Origin of the sequence: Roseibium marinum (assembly GCF_002906165.1) — a bacterium.
In the GTDB taxonomy this organism is placed as follows: domain Bacteria; phylum Pseudomonadota; class Alphaproteobacteria; order Rhizobiales; family Stappiaceae; genus Roseibium; species Roseibium marinum.
Genome location: NZ_PPCN01000010.1, coordinates 210,085 through 227,387 on the forward strand (window position 1 = coordinate 210,085; position 17,303 = coordinate 227,387).

The following is a 17,303-nucleotide window of genomic DNA, read 5'->3' on the forward strand; positions in this document are numbered from 1 at the left end:
GTGCCTTTTCACCAATCATATGACGCCCCGGCCGGAAATATCAAATAAATCCGGACCGGCGCTCTCCGGTTTATATCTTGAGTAAACTTATCGGTTTACTTTTGTCAATTCCTTGAGTGTGGATCCCCGTGCATCACAGGATGACCCTCCGCTCCGATTGATCCGGTTGCTGCCTGTAACGTATGTCTTTCACAGAAAGAAAAAAGAGGCAGCATGACGACACTCGTCTGGTTCCGGCAGGATCTACGCACCAGCGATAATCCCGCACTTCATGAAGCCGCGAACAAAGGGCCGGTTCTTCCTGTTTTCATACTTGATGAACCCGATCAGTCCGGCGAAGACCATCCGCTCGGCGGCGCCAGCCGCTGGTGGCTGCATCACAGTCTTGCCGCGCTCAAACGGAATTTGCCCGGACTGGTGTTCCTGCGGGGCAATGCCCGGTACCTCATTCCGCATTTGGCCAGGCAAACCGGTGTCAGCGCGGTTCACTGGAACCGCTGCTACGAACCGCATGCGATTGAACGGGACCGGGACATCAAGAGCGCCTTGAAGGAAGAGGGCTTCGAGGTGAAAAGTTTCAAGGCCTCCCTGCTTTATGAGCCCTGGGAACTTGAAACCAGGGCGGGTGGGCCGTTCAAGGTCTATTCTCCCTTCTGGAAAACGGCGCGGCAACGCGAGATCGATGCTCCTCTTTCAGCTCCCCGGGAGCTTGAATTCCTTAAGTTCGACGAGGGTGAGGAATTGGAGAACCTGAAACTCCTGCCGCATTCGCCGAACTGGGCTGCCGATTGGCAAGACCTTTGGCAACCGGGGGAGGAAGGTGCGGAAAAGCGTTTGCGGTCTTTCCTGAAAGACGGTCTCGACGGATATGGCGAACTGCGCAACCGTCCCGACAGGCCGAATATATCGCGACTTTCCCCTCATCTGCATTGCGGCGATATTTCTCCAGGCAAAGTCTGGCACGAAACCCGGCGACGAATGTCGCAAGACGGCGCGCTGGCCGGAGACGGGATGAAATTTCTCTCCGAACTTGCGTGGCGCGAGTTCTCCTATCATCTGCTCTATCATTTCCCGCATCTGCCCAGCGACAACTGGCGGCCCGCCTTCGACGCCTATCCCTGGCGGGAGGCAGGAGACGATCTCAGGCGCTGGCAAATGGGTCAGACCGGTTATCCGATCGTCGATGCGGGCATGCGCGAGCTTTGGCGGACCGGCTACATGCACAACAGGGTGCGCATGGTCGCGGCCAGTTTCCTGATCAAGCACTTGCGCCTTGACTGGCGCCACGGCGAAGCCTGGTTCCGCGACACGCTTGTGGATGCGGACCTTGCCAGCAATTCCGCAAGCTGGCAGTGGGTGGCGGGCTCAGGCGCCGACGCCGCGCCATATTTCCGGATTTTCAACCCGATCACCCAGGGACGGAAATTCGATCCGGACGGGATCTACGTGCGCCGCTGGGTTCCCGAACTTGAAAAGCTCGGCAACGCTCACCTCTTCGCGCCATTCGACACGCCCCCGGAGGTCCTTGAGCGGGCAGGGATCACGCTCGGTGAAACCTATCCGCATCCACTCGTCGATCATGCCAGCGCCCGTCAGGCGGCGCTTGAGGGCTATGAGGCCGTGAAGCAGGCGGGACAAAACGCGTCTTGACGCAAGAGGCGGAGCGTGGTGAGGCATTCCCAGGCGCTCTGCCAGATCACAAAGGACCCGATCATGACCGACCAATCCGCCCCCTGGCCGACGGAACTGCGTGTTTCAGCGGACAGAAAGACGCTCACAGTCGCATTCGACACCGGAGAGCGGCATGAACTGGCGGCGGAGTATCTGCGTGTCTGTTCGCCTTCCGCGGAGGTTCAGGGACACGCTCCGTCGCAAAAGCGGACGGTCCCTGGGAAGCGCCAGGTCGGAATCATGAAGATCGAGCCGGTGGGCAATTATGCGGTCCGGATCCATTTCGACGACATGCACCATTCCGGCATATTCACCTGGGCCTATCTGCTGGAATTGGGGCAGGAGCGCGACAAACACTGGGGCGGATATCTGCGGGAACTCGAAGAAAAAGGGTTGGGCCGGGGGTAACTGAAGTTCCGCCATGATGGTTTTTGCTACAAAAAGCCGGGCTTCGGAGCCTACCTCTGATTTCTGACAAAGGTTTGTTTACCCCGTAGTCATCCCGTCCAAGCGTAGCGCGAGCAGGGATCGGAGAGCCACAAGTCGTTGTGTTCGGGAGAAATTTTCCATCGAAAGGCCCCGGCACCCCGATCCCGGATCTTTGCTGCGCTGCGTCCGGGATGACGATCTGAAGGTTAGTCGGAAAACAAAAAAGCCGGGCTTCGCGGCCCGGCTTTCCTGAATTCGATATGTGGCCGCTCAGCGTTGCACGATGATTTTCGCGCCGATCGACACATTGTTGTAAAGATGGATCACATCTTCATTGGCGAGGCGAATGCAGCCTGAGGAAACAGCGGAACCGATTGTCCAGGGTTCGGTTGTTCCATGGATACGGTAAAGCGTCGATCCGATATAGAGCGCCCGGGCGCCCATCGGGTTGTTCGGGCCGCCCGGCATATGCCCCGGAAGGATACGCCCTTTAGCACGTTCGCGCGCGCGCATCTGCGGCGGCGGAGTCCAGCCCGGCCATTCGGCCTTGCGGGAGACCCGGTGCGTACCGGCCCACTGGAAACCGTCCTTGCCGACGCCGACGCCGTATTTCATCGCCTTGCCGCCCGGCAGCACGTGATAGAGCCGACGCTCGGATGTGTCGATGATGATGGTACCAGGCTTATAAGGGCCATCATATTTGACACGCTTGCGCTTGACCGGTGACGGTCCGCCCGGATGGTATTTCGGGGTAACCCAGGTGTTTGTGCTGTGATCGAAAAAGCCGTAGCGCGGCGCTGCCTGTGCCGTCAGCGCAAATGCGCCCGCAATCACCGCAATCATTACAAATAAAAGTCTATTCATATTAATCCCCCATAAGCACCGGCCCACGCCTGAATGATGCTGTCTACAGAAGGTGACACTAAGAAATTAACCTTGCCGCACGGTTAATAACCATGGCGTAAAAAGGTCAAGAAAGAAATCTCACGTTGATGTGAGCGCTGGAGACTACGCCCGAATGTGCCTTAATTGCAACGGATTTCCCGTTTCGGGCGCGTGTCAGCCGGCCGCTCCCGTCACAGTTGCCGTCACTTGCGCTTCCTCGACCGGCCGGAGCGGGTTAGCAGAATCATCCGTACCGGAAAGAAAATGCAATTCCATGTTCGGCTGGCCCGTCCCGCACCGCACAGATCTTGCCGATAGTCTCCCGCCAAGTCCTGAAACGGATACAGGACTTTGCATCACCCCAGATTCAGTTCCTTGAAGAAGTCGTTCCCCTTGTCGTCGATCACGATGAAGGCCGGAAAATCCTCGACCTCGATCTTCCAGATGGCTTCCATGCCGAGTTCCTCGAATTCGACCACTTCCACCTTCTTGATACAGTCCTGGGCAAGGCGCGCCGCGGGACCGCCGATGGAGCCGAGATAGAAGCCGCCATGGGCCTGGCAGGCGCGGCGGACCTGGGCGGAACGGTTGCCCTTGGCCAGCATCACCATCGAGCCGCCCGCGGCCTGGAACTGGTCGACATAGGCATCCATCCGCCCGGCCGTGGTCGGACCGAAGGAGCCTGAGGGCATGCCTTCCGGGGTCTTGGCCGGGCCGGCGTAATAGATCGGATGGTTCTTGAAATACTCGGGCAGCGGTTCGCCGCTTTCCAGCCGCTCGCGCAACTTGGAATGCGCCAGGTCGCGCGCCACGATCAGCGGTCCGCTCAGCGACAGGCGGGTCTTGATGGGATGTCTGGACAGCTCACCGAGGATTTCCGACATCGGCCGGGTGAGATCGATCTTGACCACGTTGTCGGAAAGGTGGTCGTCGGTGACTTCCGGCAGGTATTTCTCCGGATGCATCTCCAGCTGCTCCAGGAAAATTCCGTCCCGGGTGATCTTGCCGACAGCCTGGCGATCCGCCGAGCAGGAGACGGCCAGCCCGATCGGCAGCGAAGCGCCGTGGCGCGGCAGGCGGATGACGCGCACATCGTGACAGAAATATTTGCCGCCGAACTGCGCGCCGACCCCGGTGGCCTGGGTGAGCTTGAGGATTTCTTCTTCCATCTCAAGGTCGCGGAAGGCGTGGCCGAGTTCGGAGCCCTGGGCGGGCAGACCGTCCAGATAGCGTGCCGACGCAAGCTTGGCCGTCTTGAGGTTCATCTCCGCGGACGTGCCGCCGATGACGATTGCCAGGTGATAGGGAGGGCAGGCGGCGGTCCCGAGGGTCAGGATCTTTTCCTTCAGGAAGTCGATCATGCGGTCATGGCTGAGCAGCGACGGCGTGCCCTGGAACAGGAAGGTCTTGTTGGCCGACCCGCCACCCTTCGCCATGAACAGGAACTTGTAGGCATCATCGCCGTCCGCATAGAGCTCGATCTGCGCGGGCATGTTGCTGCTGGTGTTCTTCTCCTCGAACATGGAGATCGGCGCGAGTTGCGAATAGCGCAGGTTTTTCTTGAAATAGGCATCGCGGGAGCCTTCGCCGAGAGCGGCTTCATCCGTGCCGTCGGTCCAGACCCGCCGCCCTTTCTTGCCCATGATGATGGCCGTGCCGGTGTCCTGGCACATGGGCAAGACACCGTGCGAGGCGATATTGGCGTTCTTCAGAAGATCGAAGGCGACGAACTTGTCATTCTCGGTTGCTTCCGGGTCATCGAGGATTTTCCGGAGCTGCGCCAGATGGCCCGGCCGCAGATAGTGGTTGATGTCCTTGAAGGCTTCCTCCGCCAGCAGGCGCAGGCCTTCCGGTTCCACCATCAGCACTTCTTCGCCGTTGAATTCCGCGGTTTTGACGAAGTCGGAGGTCAGCTTCCGGTAGGGCGTCTGATCCGCGCCCTGCGGAAAAAGGGCGCTGTGATGATAGGCGGGAGGGGTGATAGGAGCGTTCATCGGACGATTTTCCTGATCTGGCTGCCTCCGGTCTGCCGGGCAGCCGGAGGCGCTGGAACATTGTGTGCCGTTCTCATACGGCAAAAAGGCCCCGCACGCCAAGTGCCCGGGCCTTCGCAGTTCGTCTGATTGTCCTGAGCCCCGCAGGTGGCGCCTCGCGGCATTGTCTGGATGGCCCGGTCTTACCGGACCGCCGTCAGATCGAGAGTCACCGTCACGATATCGCCGACCGTGTCGGTGCCGACTGCCGTTCCGAGTTTGTAGTCGAGACGATTGACGGTCGCGGTCCCCATGGCGGTGGCCGTGTCGCCGTCGATGTCCAGGGTGAATTCCAGGTCCACCGGCTGCGCGACCCCCTTGATCGTCAGCAGGCCGTCCGCACGATAGCTGTTGCCTTCGACATGGCTGACGTTTTGCGTGGTGAATTCCGCGACCGGAAAGGCGTCGATGTCGAACCAGTCCTTGCCGGGCAGGGTGCCGTCAAACTGCGGATTGCCGGTGGATGCGCTCAAGGGTTTGATCTCGGTGGAGATTTTCGCCTGGTCCGGTGCCTCCGGATCGAAGTCGATGTCAGCGTCCCATGTGGCGAAAAAACCTTTCAGGGTTCCGGTCCCCTGCTTGACCTCAAAGCCGAGCTTGCTCCGCTCCGGATCCACATTCCATGTTTCCGACAGGGCCGGGGTGGAAAGTGCCGTAGCGGCAACATACGAAAGGGCATAGACGATTTTTCTCAGTGACATGGGAGAGTTTCCTGAAGTTGTAAATCAATTATCCGTCTTGCCGGGCGCTGCTGAGATCATCCGGTTCAATGTGTCGTCCCTGGAAATGAAATGATGCTTGAGCGCAGCGGCGACATGCACCGTGATGAGTGCGATCAGCAGGTAGGCGCCGTATTCATGCAGAAGTTTGAAAAAGCTTTCGGCCTCTTCCTGGCTGCCAAGGGCGGCGGGTACGTGCAGATGCGGTACTGGCAGCACGTTGAACAGGATCGTCGGTATGCCCCAGGGGGAGGCCGACACCATGAACCAGCCGGTGACCGGCAGGGCGAAGATCAGGGCATAAAGTCCGGCATGACCGAGATGCGCGGCGGCCTTTTCAAGAGGAGGCATACCGTCCGGCAGCCGCGGCGAAGGGTTGATCAGCCGCCAGAAAAGACGCAGTACCGCAAGGGTCAGCACGACGAAACCGATTGATTTGTGCAACTGAAAAAGCTGAAAAGTGGCCGGCTCGGTCTGCGGCAGCTGATGCATATACAGCCCGAGCGAGAGCATGCCGATGATCAAAAGGGCCATCGTCCAGTGGAAGGTGATGGCGATCCATCCGTAGCCCGACTTCGAATTGCGCAGCATGACACGTTCCTTGAAATGCAGGGACCGGCCAACCGGTCCCTGCCGCAGATCAGACGATTGCCTGTCTATCAGTTGGTTGCGTCACTTTTGAGCGATTCCGCGTGGAACGTCACGGTCACTTCATCGCCGATATAAGGCACATACATGTCCATGCCGTAATCGGAACGCTTCAGAACCGTGGAAACGGCGAAGCCGGCAGCTTCCTTTTTCGCCATCGGATGTTCGCCGAAGGTGGTGACGTCGACGATCAGTGTGGCCGGCTTGGTGATGTCCTTGATGGTCAGGTCGCCGGTTACTTCCAGCTGGTTTTCTCCGATCTCTTCGACTTTGGTGCTTTTGAAAGTGGCCTGCGGATATTTCCCGGCATCGAAGAAATCGGCGCTGAGGAAATGTGCGTCGCGGTCTGCAAAGAAAGTGTCGAGGCTGTTGACGTCGATCGTGAACTCTACGGAAGAGTTGGCCGGTGTCTCCTTGTCGATCAGCAACGTGCCGTCCCAGTCGCCGAAGCGGCCCTCGGTGGTGGAGTAGCCAAGATGGTTATAGGAGAAGGCCAGGTTGGCATGCGACTTGTCGAAGTCGAAAGCGACCGGCTCGGCGGCGGCTGTGCCGGCCAGAAGAGACAGGGCAAGGGCGGAAGCTGCAATACGGATCATGATCAAACCTCAATGGCGTTGTCTGGAGCGTTCGTTCATGAACGCTGTCATCCCTAGATAGACAAAATCGGCTTGAGTGCTATTTGACTGACTGTTCGCTATGGCTGAACAATGGCAGCAAGGCTGACCAAATTAAATAGGACGAATTATCGGTATAAATTTCAATGCCTTGGTGGTGTCATCGTCCTGGAATAGGTGGACGAATCGAAAACTGGCAACCAATATTAGCCGGGAAACGGACACGTTCGCCAATCAACCGCCGGTTGGTGGTTTGTTTAAGTAAATGAAATCATGAGCAAAGTTTAGGTGTCATCAATTCATCAAGAATTTCAGGCACCTGTTCTGCAACTTCCCAATAGATCAGCAGGCCTCCAATCGAAAAAGATTGGATGTCTGAAAGTTGATCGATCTAAAAGTGGTCGAGCATCTTGTCCAGGTTCAAATGAACCCGGACAAGATGCTCTGGAACGGCTGGCCGTCAGCCCCGGTATGCTCCAGACAACCGGTCTGGAGACACAGGAGAAATAAACATGAAACAAGCGGTCATTGTGTGCCATCGGGGAGCCAGTCTGGTGGCTCCGGAGAACACCATAGCCTCCCTTGAGAAGGCGATAGATCTTGGTGCTGACGTGGTTGAACTTGACGTGCGGTCATCCAGGGACGGCATCCTCTACGTCATGCACGACGCGGTGGTGGACAGGACGACCAACGGAACCGGCAGGATCGCCGACATGAATTCGGCGGAAATCGATGCGCTGGATGCCGGAGGCTGGTTCGCGCCCGCGTTTGCCGGCGAGCGGGTTCCGCGCCTGGACGCCTTTCTGGATACCTGCCAAGGACGGATCGTGGCCTATGTCGAGATCAAGGAAGGCGATCCGGCCGAAATCCGCGACATGCTCGCGGTCCGTGGCATGCTCAACGATGCCTGGACATTTTCGTTCGACCAGGCAATCCGGGCGGAAGCCCGTGCCAAGGTCCCCGACCTGAGGCGCCTGGTCTTGTATAAACATGTCGGCTCTGTAGACCGCGCCGTTGCCCAGGATGCGAAAATTCTGGAGTTTCATCCGGACAATCTCGAAATAGACCTGATAGCGAGCGCCAAGGAAGCCGGACTCATCACCCAGATGTTCTATGCCGGCAACGACCGGACCGTATTCGAAAAAGCGGTCCGCTGCGGTGTCGAACAGATGAACATCGATCACGTCGATGTCTTCCGGTCGGTGGAACGGGACCTGATGACACTGGTCTGAAGCGTTGCACCCCTCGACCGATGGCCTGCATCGGTCTGCGATGCGCTCCGTGCCAAACAGTCATAAATTGCGGTCAGACGGGGCCTTGCCAATTACGGTCGTATCGTCCGGACAAAATGCAGACCGGAAATTCCGACTGTGCGACTTCGGAACAGGGTTTATCCTGATTCATGTCGTCAGCCGGTCCCTGTTGAAAAAATATTTTTGCTCAGACGGTTATATAGACTAAAATATTGAAATATTCATTGGGTATTACTAGTTTGAAAATACTAATAATTTTCACCTTGGAACTTCACCATAGGTTAAAGGCTATGCTGCTACGGTAAGAGCGAGTTTATTCACTAGGTAAATTTGCCATGACTGTGCATGTGCTTGGTTGTCGTGCCAAACGGACGTTCCTCCACCTGAGCTTCGCGAATCCTGCCTTGGCGCTGGCGGGAGTTGTCCGTGTTTTTTCAATTCTCCTTTTGGTCTTTGCCGTTTTCGCCCCTGCGCATGCCGATGCGGAAGAGTGGGTCGTCAAGAGAGTTTCCGGAACGGCCTATTTTGTGGCGCCCGGGATCGATGCCTTTCGCGTCGGAAAAGGAATGGTTTTTCAAAAGGGCTATACACTTGGAACGCGTTCGGGGGCCCGGGTCCTTGTTGCCCGCGGCAATGAAAGCATCGCTGTGGGGCCGAACACGACTTTTGCAATTTCCCTCTATCGCAGCCAGGGGGCCAGAACGACGCTGTTACAGCGCAAAGGCACAATCGGCGTCGATGTCCAAAAAAGACAGCGCCCGCATTTCACTGTCGAAACTCCATTTTTTGCAGCTTTGGTCAAGGGTACGAAATTCGAAGTTCAAGTCGGCAACGGGCAGGCGAGGGTCTCGGTTGAACGCGGTATCGTCGCCGTGGAGGATTTTGCCTCCGGTGAAAGGACCGACCTGAAGGCAGGCCAATATGCCGCCAGTGCGCCCTCGACCAAGATCGGCCTTTCGGTCGGCGGAAGGACCAAACCGTCAGTACGGCCAGGGACAAGTCGCCCACCCGCTTTTGAAACACCACCGGTGGAAAACGTGCCATCCGCGACGACTTCCCCAAACACCGGCAACGGCCAATCGGATGACAAAGGAAATTCCAGCGGCAACGGCAACAGCAATGCCGGAGGCAACGGTAAGAGCAACGCCGGAGGTAACGGCAACAACAATGCCGGTGGTAACGGCAATGGGAATGCCGGTGGCAACGGCGACAGCAATGCCGGCGGTAACGACAATGGGAATGCCGGTGGCAACGGCAACAGCAATGCCGGCGGTAACGGCAATGGAAATGCCGGTGGCAACGGCAACAGCAATGCCGGCGGTAACGGCAATGGAAATGCCGGTGGCAACGGCAACAGCAACACCGGAGGCAACGGCAACAGCAACGCCGGCGGAAATGGCAACGGGAACAGCAAAAAGTAAATTGGTCTGAGCGGGGCTGGTCTGCGGAAATGACCGCTCCGGTCTACGGTATTCTTCAGAACATTCCGCGTTCAGTTGAATGCGGTCAAGATGCTCTGACACCACAAAATCTTTCAACACCCAGACCTTCATTCATTCCGGTTGGAGGTCTGTTGAACTGGAAAACGAACGCGGGCGGGCAGGGGTGCAAACCTGGCAGGGTGATTATAGAAAGCGTTTCCTTTACGCGTTTGTGGCCGTGATCTGTACGATTGCGGCGGTCGGGATCTTGCGCCTTGCAGGCGTGGGAAACGTCTTCGACCGCTTCTTGTGGGAAGTCAGGTTTCAGTTCGATCATCGGCCCGTTTCGGGAGATATCGTCATCGTCGACATCGACGCGAGGAGCCTGGACGAACTCGGTGTCTGGCCTCTGCCTCGCAGGATATTCGCACAGTTGACGGATCGGCTGATCGCGGAGGGCGCGCAGGAGATCCTCTTTGACGTGGACTTCAGCGGCACTTCGTCCAGCGAGGATGATCGGCTCCTGGCTGAAGCCTTCGAAAGAGCGGGCAATGTCAGTCTTGCGGTGTTCCGTCAGGCCGCGGCTTTCAACGGGGCTTTCGGCGAAATCGTCAATCAGCCGATTGAAATGCTTCTGGAAAACGCCTGGCCGGTCGTTGTCATGGTTCCCATGGAAAGCGACGGCCGGATATGGAACTCCCTCTACGGTTACGACATAGCCGGCATGTCCGAAATCTCCGCGGCGGCGTTTCTGGGTGATCATACGGGACAGACCGGGGGAACCTTCGGCCTCGATTACAGCATCGCACCTGACGAACTGCAGCGTCTCTCCCTGATTGACGTCCTGAACGGCACGGCGTCAACCGGCAGGCTGTTCGGCAAAAAGGTCATCATCGGCGCGAGCGCGCAGGAACTCAGGGATCTCTTTGCCGTCCCCGTTTACGGTGTGCTTCCAGGCAGTGTGATCCAGGCACTCGGAGCCGAGACCTTGATGCAGAACAGAGCCCTGGCGGTTGACGGGCAATTCGTCACGAGCCTGGTCGCGCTGACCGTCTTGTTTCTGCTGATGCTTACGAGAATTGAGGGGTGGAGCATCAAGATCCTGATCCTGATGCTGACTGCCATAGCGTTGGAGCTGGTCGCATTCCAGTTTCAAAAGTCCTTTCCGGTTCTTGTTCAATCCGCGAGCGCGCATTTCATACTCTTCTTTGCCGCGTTGATTGTCGTGTTCCGCGAACTCGGCTTCCACAAGCTGGGGTCTCACCTTGCGGGAGTCGGCCGGCGTAACAGCGAACGGATGCTTGGACAGGTTTTTGACGACAGTTTCGATGCGATCATCGTTCTCCGTGCGGACGGACGGATAACCGCCGCGAACCGGACGGCCCGGTCGCTCTTCCCAGCCGAAACACTCGTCGGCACCGCGGCCCGAAGGGTGCTGCCGCAGGAGCTGGCGGACGCGGCGCTGGCGGTTTTCGGAAATCGGTCTTTCGGCATGCCGGTGTCCACGACACTGTATGCAGCCAGGGAGAACGGCAAACGTCAATTCATCGAATATGTCGTGACCCGGTCGGAAAAGACAGTCGTCACGGAGGGTCGCCGAAGCGAGACCCAGATGCTTGCCTGCCTGACATGCCGTGATGTCACGGAGGAACGCGAGTCGGCCGAAAAACTGAAATATCTTGCCCGGTTCGAACCGATCACGGGCCTTTTGAATCGGAACGGTTTCGAAGAGGAACTTGAAAGCAGGGTCCAGGCTGCGCTGCAAGGCGGACATAACCTGTGTCTGGTCCAGTTCGCCATTGCCAATCTGGATCAGATCATGGCCTCGCTTGGATTTGCCTATGGGGATCGCGTCCGTCAGGCGGTTGCGTCCCGTCTGAAGAATCATGCCGCTCATGAAATGACATGGTCGGCTATCTCAACAGACGTATTTGCCGGAGTGGCCGCGTGTGAACCGGGCGAGGACCAGATTCAGGAACTGATCGAGACCGTGCGCAGCGCGGTCGGCGCGATGCTGACGATTGAAGGCGCAAGGATCACGGTTCGGCTCAAATTCGGCTATGTGCTCTCTGACGGGCGAACTTCGCCGGACAGACTTCTCAAAAATGCGGGGAACGCTCTTGCCAAGGTGCGCCGTGAAGGCAGCTCCTCGGTACTGGCTTTCCGGCCGGAACTCGATGAGACGCTTCTGCGGCGGTGTACGCTGGAGACGGAACTGCTCAAGGCAATTGTCCGCGATGAGTTGCAGGTGTACTACCAGCCACTCTTGAACCTGGCTGACAGGACCGTCTTCGGCGCTGAAGCACTCCTGCGATGGGATCACCCGAGGTTGGGGCCGGTTTCACCGGCGGAATTTATCCCGATTGCGGAGGAAAACGGATATATCCTCGAGCTTGGGGCGTGGGTCTTGAACCGGGCCATGAAAGAGGCTTCTTCCTGGAACCGGCCACTCGACCTTTCGGTCAATATTTCAGCCGTACAGATCAGTCAGGGCAACCTCGTTGCAACGGTCTCTGAGGCTCTGGAGCGTGCAAGATTTCCTGCCGAGCGGCTCGATCTTGAGGTCACGGAATCCCTGTTCATCGACGAAAACCTCGATCTGAAATTCTGCATGGAAGAATTGAGGGCACTTGGCTGCAGCTTTTCTCTGGATGATTTTGGTACCGGATATTCCTCGCTGGGCTACATACCGAAATATCCGTTTTCGAGGATCAAGCTGGACCGGTCTTTCGTTACGCCGACCATGGCGAGCAAGCAGGATACTGCTGTGATCGAGGCTGTGCTCAATCTCGCCAGGGGATATGGCCTGTCGGTTATCGCCGAGGGGATCGAAACCCCTGACCAGGCCGGCAAGCTTCTCGAGCTTGGCTGTCCGCTGGGTCAGGGATATCTCTTCGGCCGCCCGATGGATGCAGCCAGTTTTTCGGCGCTGCTCAAGAACGCTGCCTGAGACCTGTTTACCTGCCCAGGCCGCCGATGCAACTATATTTGACGTTCAGATAGTCGTCGAGACCGTATTTGGAACCCTCGTTTCCAACGCCGCTGTCCTTGAAACCGCCGAAGGGTGCGACCTCGGTCGTGATGACCCCTTCATTGACGCCGACAAGGCCGTATTGCAGCGCCTCCATCATCCGGAAACTGCGGCCCAGATCCTTGGTGTAAAAGTAGCAGGCAAGTCCGAATTCCGTGTCGTTCGCAAGTTCGATGGCTTCTTCCTCGGTTTCGAACCTGAACAGCGCCGCGAGCGGGCCGAAGGTCTCTTCACGGGCGACCTTCATATCCTTGCTGGCCCCGGTGATCAGTGTCGGCTCGAAGAATGTGCCCGGACCGTTTGAGGGATGGCCGCCGGTCACCAGAACGCCGCCCTTGGAGAGCGCGTCCTGAACGTGCTCGGCGACTTTCTTCACGGCGGCCTCGTTGATCAGCGGGCCTTGCGTAACGCCTTTTTCCAGACCGTTGCCGACTTTCAACTGCTCCGCCATCGCGGTTTTCAGCTTCTCGGCGAATACATCGTAGATGCCCGCCTGGACATAAATCCGGTTGGCGCAGACGCAGGTCTGGCCGGAATTTCGGAACTTGCTGGCAATCGCGCCTTCCACCGCTCGGTCGAGATCCGCGTCGTCGAAGACGATGAACGGTGCATTGCCGCCCAGCTCCATGGAAATCTTCTTCATGTTCCTGCCGGCGTTTCCGGCCAGCAATTTACCGACGCGGGTGGACCCGGTGAAGGTGATTTTGCGCAAGGCCGGGTTCTCGCACATCTCCTCGCCGATGGCCGGGGCATCGCCGGTAATGATGTTGATGACGCCTTTGGGGAGACCGGATTTTTCGGCCATCACACCGTAGACCAGCGCGGAGTAGGGCGTGAACTCGGCCGGCTTCATCACCATGGTGCATCCGGCGGCAAGCGCCGCGCCGAGCTTGCGGGCGATCATCGAGTTGGGAAAGTTCCACGGCGTGATGGAGCCCGCGACGCCAACGGGCTCCTTGGTGACCAGAATGCGCCGGTCGGCCCAGGGCGAGGGGATCGTGTCGCCGTAGATGCGCCTGCCTTCCTCGGCGAGGAAGCGGATGTATTTGACGCCAAGCGCGATCTCGCCCTTTGCCTCGGCGAGGGGTTTGCCCATCTCCGTTGTCAGAATGACCGCGAGATCGTCGATCTGGTCCATGATGGCGTCGCACAGATTGTGCATGTGTCCGGCGCGGGCTTCGGCGGTCAGAGCCTTCCAGCCCGGCAGAGCGGCGTCTGCAGCCGCGATCGCTCGCGCGGTTTCAGCGCGTCCGCACATGGGTACGGATCCGATCTTTTCACCGGTTGCCGGATTGACCACTTCGATCGTTTCGCCGCTATCGGCATCCAGCCAGGTACCGTCGATAAAAACCTGTTGTTTCAACAGCGAAGTATTCAATGACATGGGAGGCTCCCCGAAGATTGGGATGAGGTGGAGGGCAGATTGCTGATCTGAATAGCTGCCTTAGAGATAGAGGGCGAGCGCGGGCTCATGCAAGTGCTTTCTAGTTGAAAGAAGGCGCGCCGAGATCGTAGCAAAGGCAATTTGCAGGAAGCAGGAATGCGAGGTGGGGGAGCGCCATCCGTAGTCGCCTGATTTGGAGCAGATGGCCTTCTCCGTCAGTTTGTAGGTCGGCCGTCGAAGCGTGCCTGAGCCGTCTCTATTTCGGCCTTGCGCTGCCTGCTCCAGGTGGCCAGTGAAGCAACTTGCTCCGCGAAGGAACGGCCTAGCTCCGTCAGTTCGTAAGTTACACTCGGAGGAACGGTCGGCTCGACATGACGCAGAACGTGTCCGTCGCGCTCCAGGCGGCGTAGCGTCAAGGTCATCATTCTCTGCGAGACGCCGACCAGCGCACGCTCCAGCTCCCGATACCGCCGGGGGCCTGCGGACAGTTCAGCAAGCGCCATCACCGTCCACTGTTCGCCCAGCCGGTCAAGCGCAAGGCGTATTCCGCAGTCCTCGTGATCCGGCGAGCCGCAAGGTTCTATCGCGGCTTTCCCGCGAACATCGGTGTGCGTAGCGGACAAGATTGTGCCTCCTTATGTGTCTGACCGAAACGTCCTAAACCATGCCGGAACCTAACGGAAAGGGACGTCCATGATTTTGATAACCGGCGCATCGGGCCAGCTTGCATCACTTGTAGCACAAAGAACGAAGGAGGCCGGGCTTCCGGTTGAAACAGCCAGCCGCTCGCGAGTTGCTGACCGTGTGATGGATTTCGATCACACGGAGACGCTGGACTTCTCAGGCATCTCAACTCTGTTCCTTCTCTCCGCCGGCTATGCAGAAGATGACATTGTCATACGCAGGCACGGAGCGGTTCTAACAGAGGCACGCCGACAAGGCGTTACATATGTTGTTTACACAAGCCTGTCGGCGGCCAGCGATCATCTGGGTTTTGCGCTCGCGCATCGCTGGACTGAGCGCGCCTTGATCGAAAGCGGTCTCGGGTGGACGATCCTTCGTAACGGGCTTTATGCGGAGTTAATCGGTACACTTGCCGCGCCGCGCCAAGGGCGGATCACGGTGCCATTCGGCACCGCTGCGATATCCGCAGTAGCGAGAGCCGACCTGGCCGACGCGGCGTTCGAAGTCCTTCAAAATCCGAAGGCTCACGCGGGGCTCACCTATGAGCTTTCCGGCGTCACGCCATTTTCCGTACCTCATCTGGCACAGCGGCTTGCAGTTGCCTATGAACCGACAAGTCTTGCGGCCGAGCGTGAGCGGCTATCCACCGTGCCACTATTGCCATTCCAGGCCCCGATGCTCTTATCGATCTCGTCGGCCGCTATGGCAGGCTTCCTGAAGTCTGATGTTAGCGATCTTCTGAAACTCGTGCCGCAACCACGCGACGCTCTAACGGTCGCCTACGACACAGCACAGGTAGCAAACGGATGACGGGGGGGGTCCGGTGTTGGCGCGATCCGGCCGTCGGAGTTTAATTCCGATTTGCTATTTACCGGCCAAGGTGCGATCAGCTCATCGCTCACGGATCTTCAGCAGCAGAGACGGAAACCAAGAGTGACACGAACTGTTTCAATTGCCGAAGCCGAACGTCTGGCAGCCAAGGCGCTGATCGCCGCCGGAACCGCGCCGGAAAACGCCGCTCCTGTGGCCCGGGCGCTTGTCGCCGCCGAGGCTTCCGGCCAGCCGGGACATGGCCTGTCGCGCATGCCCTCCTATGTCGAGCAGGTTCGCTCGGGCAAGGTCCACGGGACAGCTCGCCCGTCCTGCGAGACCGTGAAACCGGGACTTGTGCGGATCGACGCGGGACACGGGTTCGCCTATCCGGCAATCGACCTCGCGCAGAAGATTCTGCCGGACATGGCAAGGCGGAGCGGCGTCGCTCTGGCCGCCATTCATCGCTCCCATCATTTCGGACAGGGGGGCGCTCATTGCGAGGTTCTTGCCCAAAAGGGCCTGGTTGCCATGGTGTTCGGCAATGCCCCCAAGGCAATCGCACCGTGGGGCGCAAGCCGTCCGATGTTCGGCACCAATCCGATCTGCTTCGCGGCCCCGGGACCGGCCGGCGCGCCTCCGCTGGTGATCGATTTCGCCGTCTCGCGTGTTGCCAAGGGAAAGATCATGGCCGCGTCAAGGACCGGCCGGCCGATCCCGGAAGGATGGGCTCTCGATGATCAGGGCAGGCCGGCGACCGACGCCGCCGCCGCGATGAACGGCACGATGGTTCCCATTGGTGAAGCGAAAGGGGCCGCGCTCGCGCTGATGATCGAGGTTCTGTCGGCTGCGCTCGTCGGCGCGCATTTCGGCTTTGAGGCGAACGGCCTGTTCGACGGCAAGGGCGCTCCGCCCAACCTTGCGCAAACCATCCTGGCGATCGATCCGGGGTTGGCCTCCGATAATGCCTATTGGGAGCGTATCGGTCTGCTGTTCAGCGAAATAGAGCAGACCGAGGGAGCCCGGCTTCCCGGCAGCCGCAGGCTGGAAGCCCGTGAGACTGCTGTCCGCGAAGGGTTGAGGATTCCGGAGGAAATTCTGCTGGATCTCCTCGCGCTTGCCGGGGAAGCGGAACTTACCTGAAGCGGTAGGCGATAAAGACCGATCATTCGGGGTTTGGGAGTTATTCCCCGTTCATCCGGTCTTGCAGCACCCCGATTTCATCCGCAAGCGCCTGGGCCTGCCGTTGAATGCGGTCAAGGGCGACCCGCATGCTATCCAGGTCCGTGCCCGAGGCATCTTCCGAAATCGGCGGTGTGCCCCGGCCGACAAGCAGCCATGTCGGGCTGACATTCAAGACGCCGGCGAGCAGAACGAGCTTGTTGGAACGCGGCTCGGAGCGGTCGCTTTCCCAGCTTTGCATTGTAGCCGTTTTTATACCGAGCCGGCGTGCCAGCTGGGCTGTGGACAGACTTGAGGCATCCCGGGCTTTGCAGATCCGCTCCCCCAAAGTGTAATCGGTGCTGCTGTTCGACATTGTCGCGCTCCCGTCACTAACGATCGTTTCCGCCGCCAGATATACGGTCCCCGCCGGTCCCGACGGAGAGTTTTTCCTGAATATGTGGTTCATGGTCCGCAACCTCGCACGGCAGGCCCGTGCATCGCAACACCTGGCCGGGACTTTGTCGGATTGAGAGCGTCGAACGGCGGGATCTTGCGAT

General features: G+C 58.6%; 15 protein-coding genes. 7 read left to right on the top strand and 8 right to left on the bottom strand.

The annotated features are described in order from the left end of the window. Positions 1-213: 213 nt before the first annotated feature. Both CLV41_RS20660 and CLV41_RS20665 read left to right on the top strand, forming a co-directional pair. Entirely contained in the window at positions 214-1,650 is a 1,437-nt protein-coding gene (locus tag CLV41_RS20660; protein WP_103224322.1) for a cryptochrome/photolyase family protein, read from the top strand. 63 nt (positions 1,651-1,713) lie between these two features. Next, a complete protein-coding gene (locus CLV41_RS20665) occupies positions 1,714-2,079 on the top strand; it encodes a gamma-butyrobetaine hydroxylase-like domain-containing protein (protein WP_103224390.1) in 366 nt (121 codons plus the stop codon). Positions 2,080-2,370: 291 nt separating this feature from the next. Here CLV41_RS20665 and CLV41_RS20670 read toward each other — a convergent pair whose 3' ends face one another. The 5 genes from CLV41_RS20670 to CLV41_RS20690 all read right to left on the bottom strand — a co-directional run bounded on the left by CLV41_RS20670 (position 2,371) and on the right by CLV41_RS20690 (position 6,981). Further along, positions 2,371-2,964, bottom strand: coding sequence for a L,D-transpeptidase (locus tag CLV41_RS20670; protein ID WP_103224323.1), 594 nt, complete (start codon positions 2,962-2,964; stop codon positions 2,371-2,373). A 377-nt stretch (positions 2,965-3,341) separates the two neighbouring features. Beyond that, positions 3,342-4,979 carry a fumarate hydratase gene (locus CLV41_RS20675; protein ID WP_103224324.1) on the bottom strand — a complete coding sequence of 546 codons (1,638 nt, stop codon included), beginning with the start codon at positions 4,977-4,979 and terminating at the stop codon, positions 3,342-3,344. 182 nt (positions 4,980-5,161) lie between these two features. Continuing rightward, the gene (locus CLV41_RS20680) at positions 5,162-5,719 is read right to left on the bottom strand and encodes a YceI family protein (protein ID WP_103224325.1); all 558 of its coding nucleotides are present in this window, start codon (positions 5,717-5,719) and stop codon (positions 5,162-5,164) included. Between the two features lie 24 nt (positions 5,720-5,743). After that, entirely contained in the window at positions 5,744-6,328 is a 585-nt protein-coding gene (locus tag CLV41_RS20685) for a cytochrome b (RefSeq protein ID WP_103224326.1), read from the bottom strand. A 68-nt stretch (positions 6,329-6,396) separates the two neighbouring features. Then, a complete protein-coding gene (locus CLV41_RS20690; RefSeq protein ID WP_103224327.1) occupies positions 6,397-6,981 on the bottom strand; it encodes a YceI family protein in 585 nt (194 codons plus the stop codon). Between the two features lie 530 nt (positions 6,982-7,511). Between CLV41_RS20690 and CLV41_RS20695 the strand changes: the two genes are divergently transcribed. From CLV41_RS20695 to CLV41_RS20705, 3 genes are all read left to right on the top strand, one after another. Further along, positions 7,512-8,231 carry a glycerophosphodiester phosphodiesterase gene (locus tag CLV41_RS20695; protein WP_103224328.1) on the top strand — a complete coding sequence of 240 codons (720 nt, stop codon included), beginning with the start codon at positions 7,512-7,514 and terminating at the stop codon, positions 8,229-8,231. A 356-nt stretch (positions 8,232-8,587) separates the two neighbouring features. Continuing rightward, positions 8,588-9,673 (top strand): FecR family protein, encoded by a 1,086-nt coding sequence (locus tag CLV41_RS20700; protein ID WP_103224329.1) that lies wholly within the window; start codon positions 8,588-8,590, stop codon positions 9,671-9,673. Between the two features lie 238 nt (positions 9,674-9,911). Beyond that, positions 9,912-12,623 (top strand): EAL domain-containing protein, encoded by a 2,712-nt coding sequence (locus CLV41_RS20705; RefSeq protein ID WP_103224393.1) that lies wholly within the window; start codon positions 9,912-9,914, stop codon positions 12,621-12,623. Positions 12,624-12,630: 7 nt separating this feature from the next. Here CLV41_RS20705 and CLV41_RS20710 read toward each other — a convergent pair whose 3' ends face one another. Together CLV41_RS20710 and CLV41_RS20715 are read right to left on the bottom strand one after the other, a co-directional pair. After that, positions 12,631-14,088 carry an NAD-dependent succinate-semialdehyde dehydrogenase gene (locus CLV41_RS20710; protein WP_103224330.1) on the bottom strand — a complete coding sequence of 486 codons (1,458 nt, stop codon included), beginning with the start codon at positions 14,086-14,088 and terminating at the stop codon, positions 12,631-12,633. Positions 14,089-14,303: 215 nt separating this feature from the next. Further along, positions 14,304-14,711 carry a winged helix-turn-helix transcriptional regulator gene (locus CLV41_RS20715; RefSeq protein ID WP_103224331.1) on the bottom strand — a complete coding sequence of 136 codons (408 nt, stop codon included), beginning with the start codon at positions 14,709-14,711 and terminating at the stop codon, positions 14,304-14,306. Between the two features lie 70 nt (positions 14,712-14,781). On the opposite strand from CLV41_RS20715, the gene CLV41_RS20720 reads away from it, so the two are divergent. Then, positions 14,782-15,582, top strand: a complete 801-nt coding sequence (locus tag CLV41_RS20720) for a Rossmann-fold NAD(P)-binding domain-containing protein (protein ID WP_103224332.1) — start codon at positions 14,782-14,784, stop codon at positions 15,580-15,582. A 123-nt stretch (positions 15,583-15,705) separates the two neighbouring features. After that, on the top strand, positions 15,706-16,725 hold the full coding sequence (locus CLV41_RS20725; RefSeq protein WP_103224333.1) for an Ldh family oxidoreductase: 1,020 nt from the start codon (positions 15,706-15,708) through the stop codon (positions 16,723-16,725). A gap of 40 nt (positions 16,726-16,765) precedes the next feature. Here the strand turns inward: CLV41_RS20725 and CLV41_RS20730 are convergent, their stop codons facing one another. After that, positions 16,766-17,119: a helix-turn-helix domain-containing protein gene (locus CLV41_RS20730; RefSeq protein WP_208987634.1), complete on the bottom strand. Its 354-nt coding sequence runs from the start codon at positions 17,117-17,119 to the stop codon at positions 16,766-16,768. Positions 17,120-17,303 lie beyond the last annotated feature (184 nt).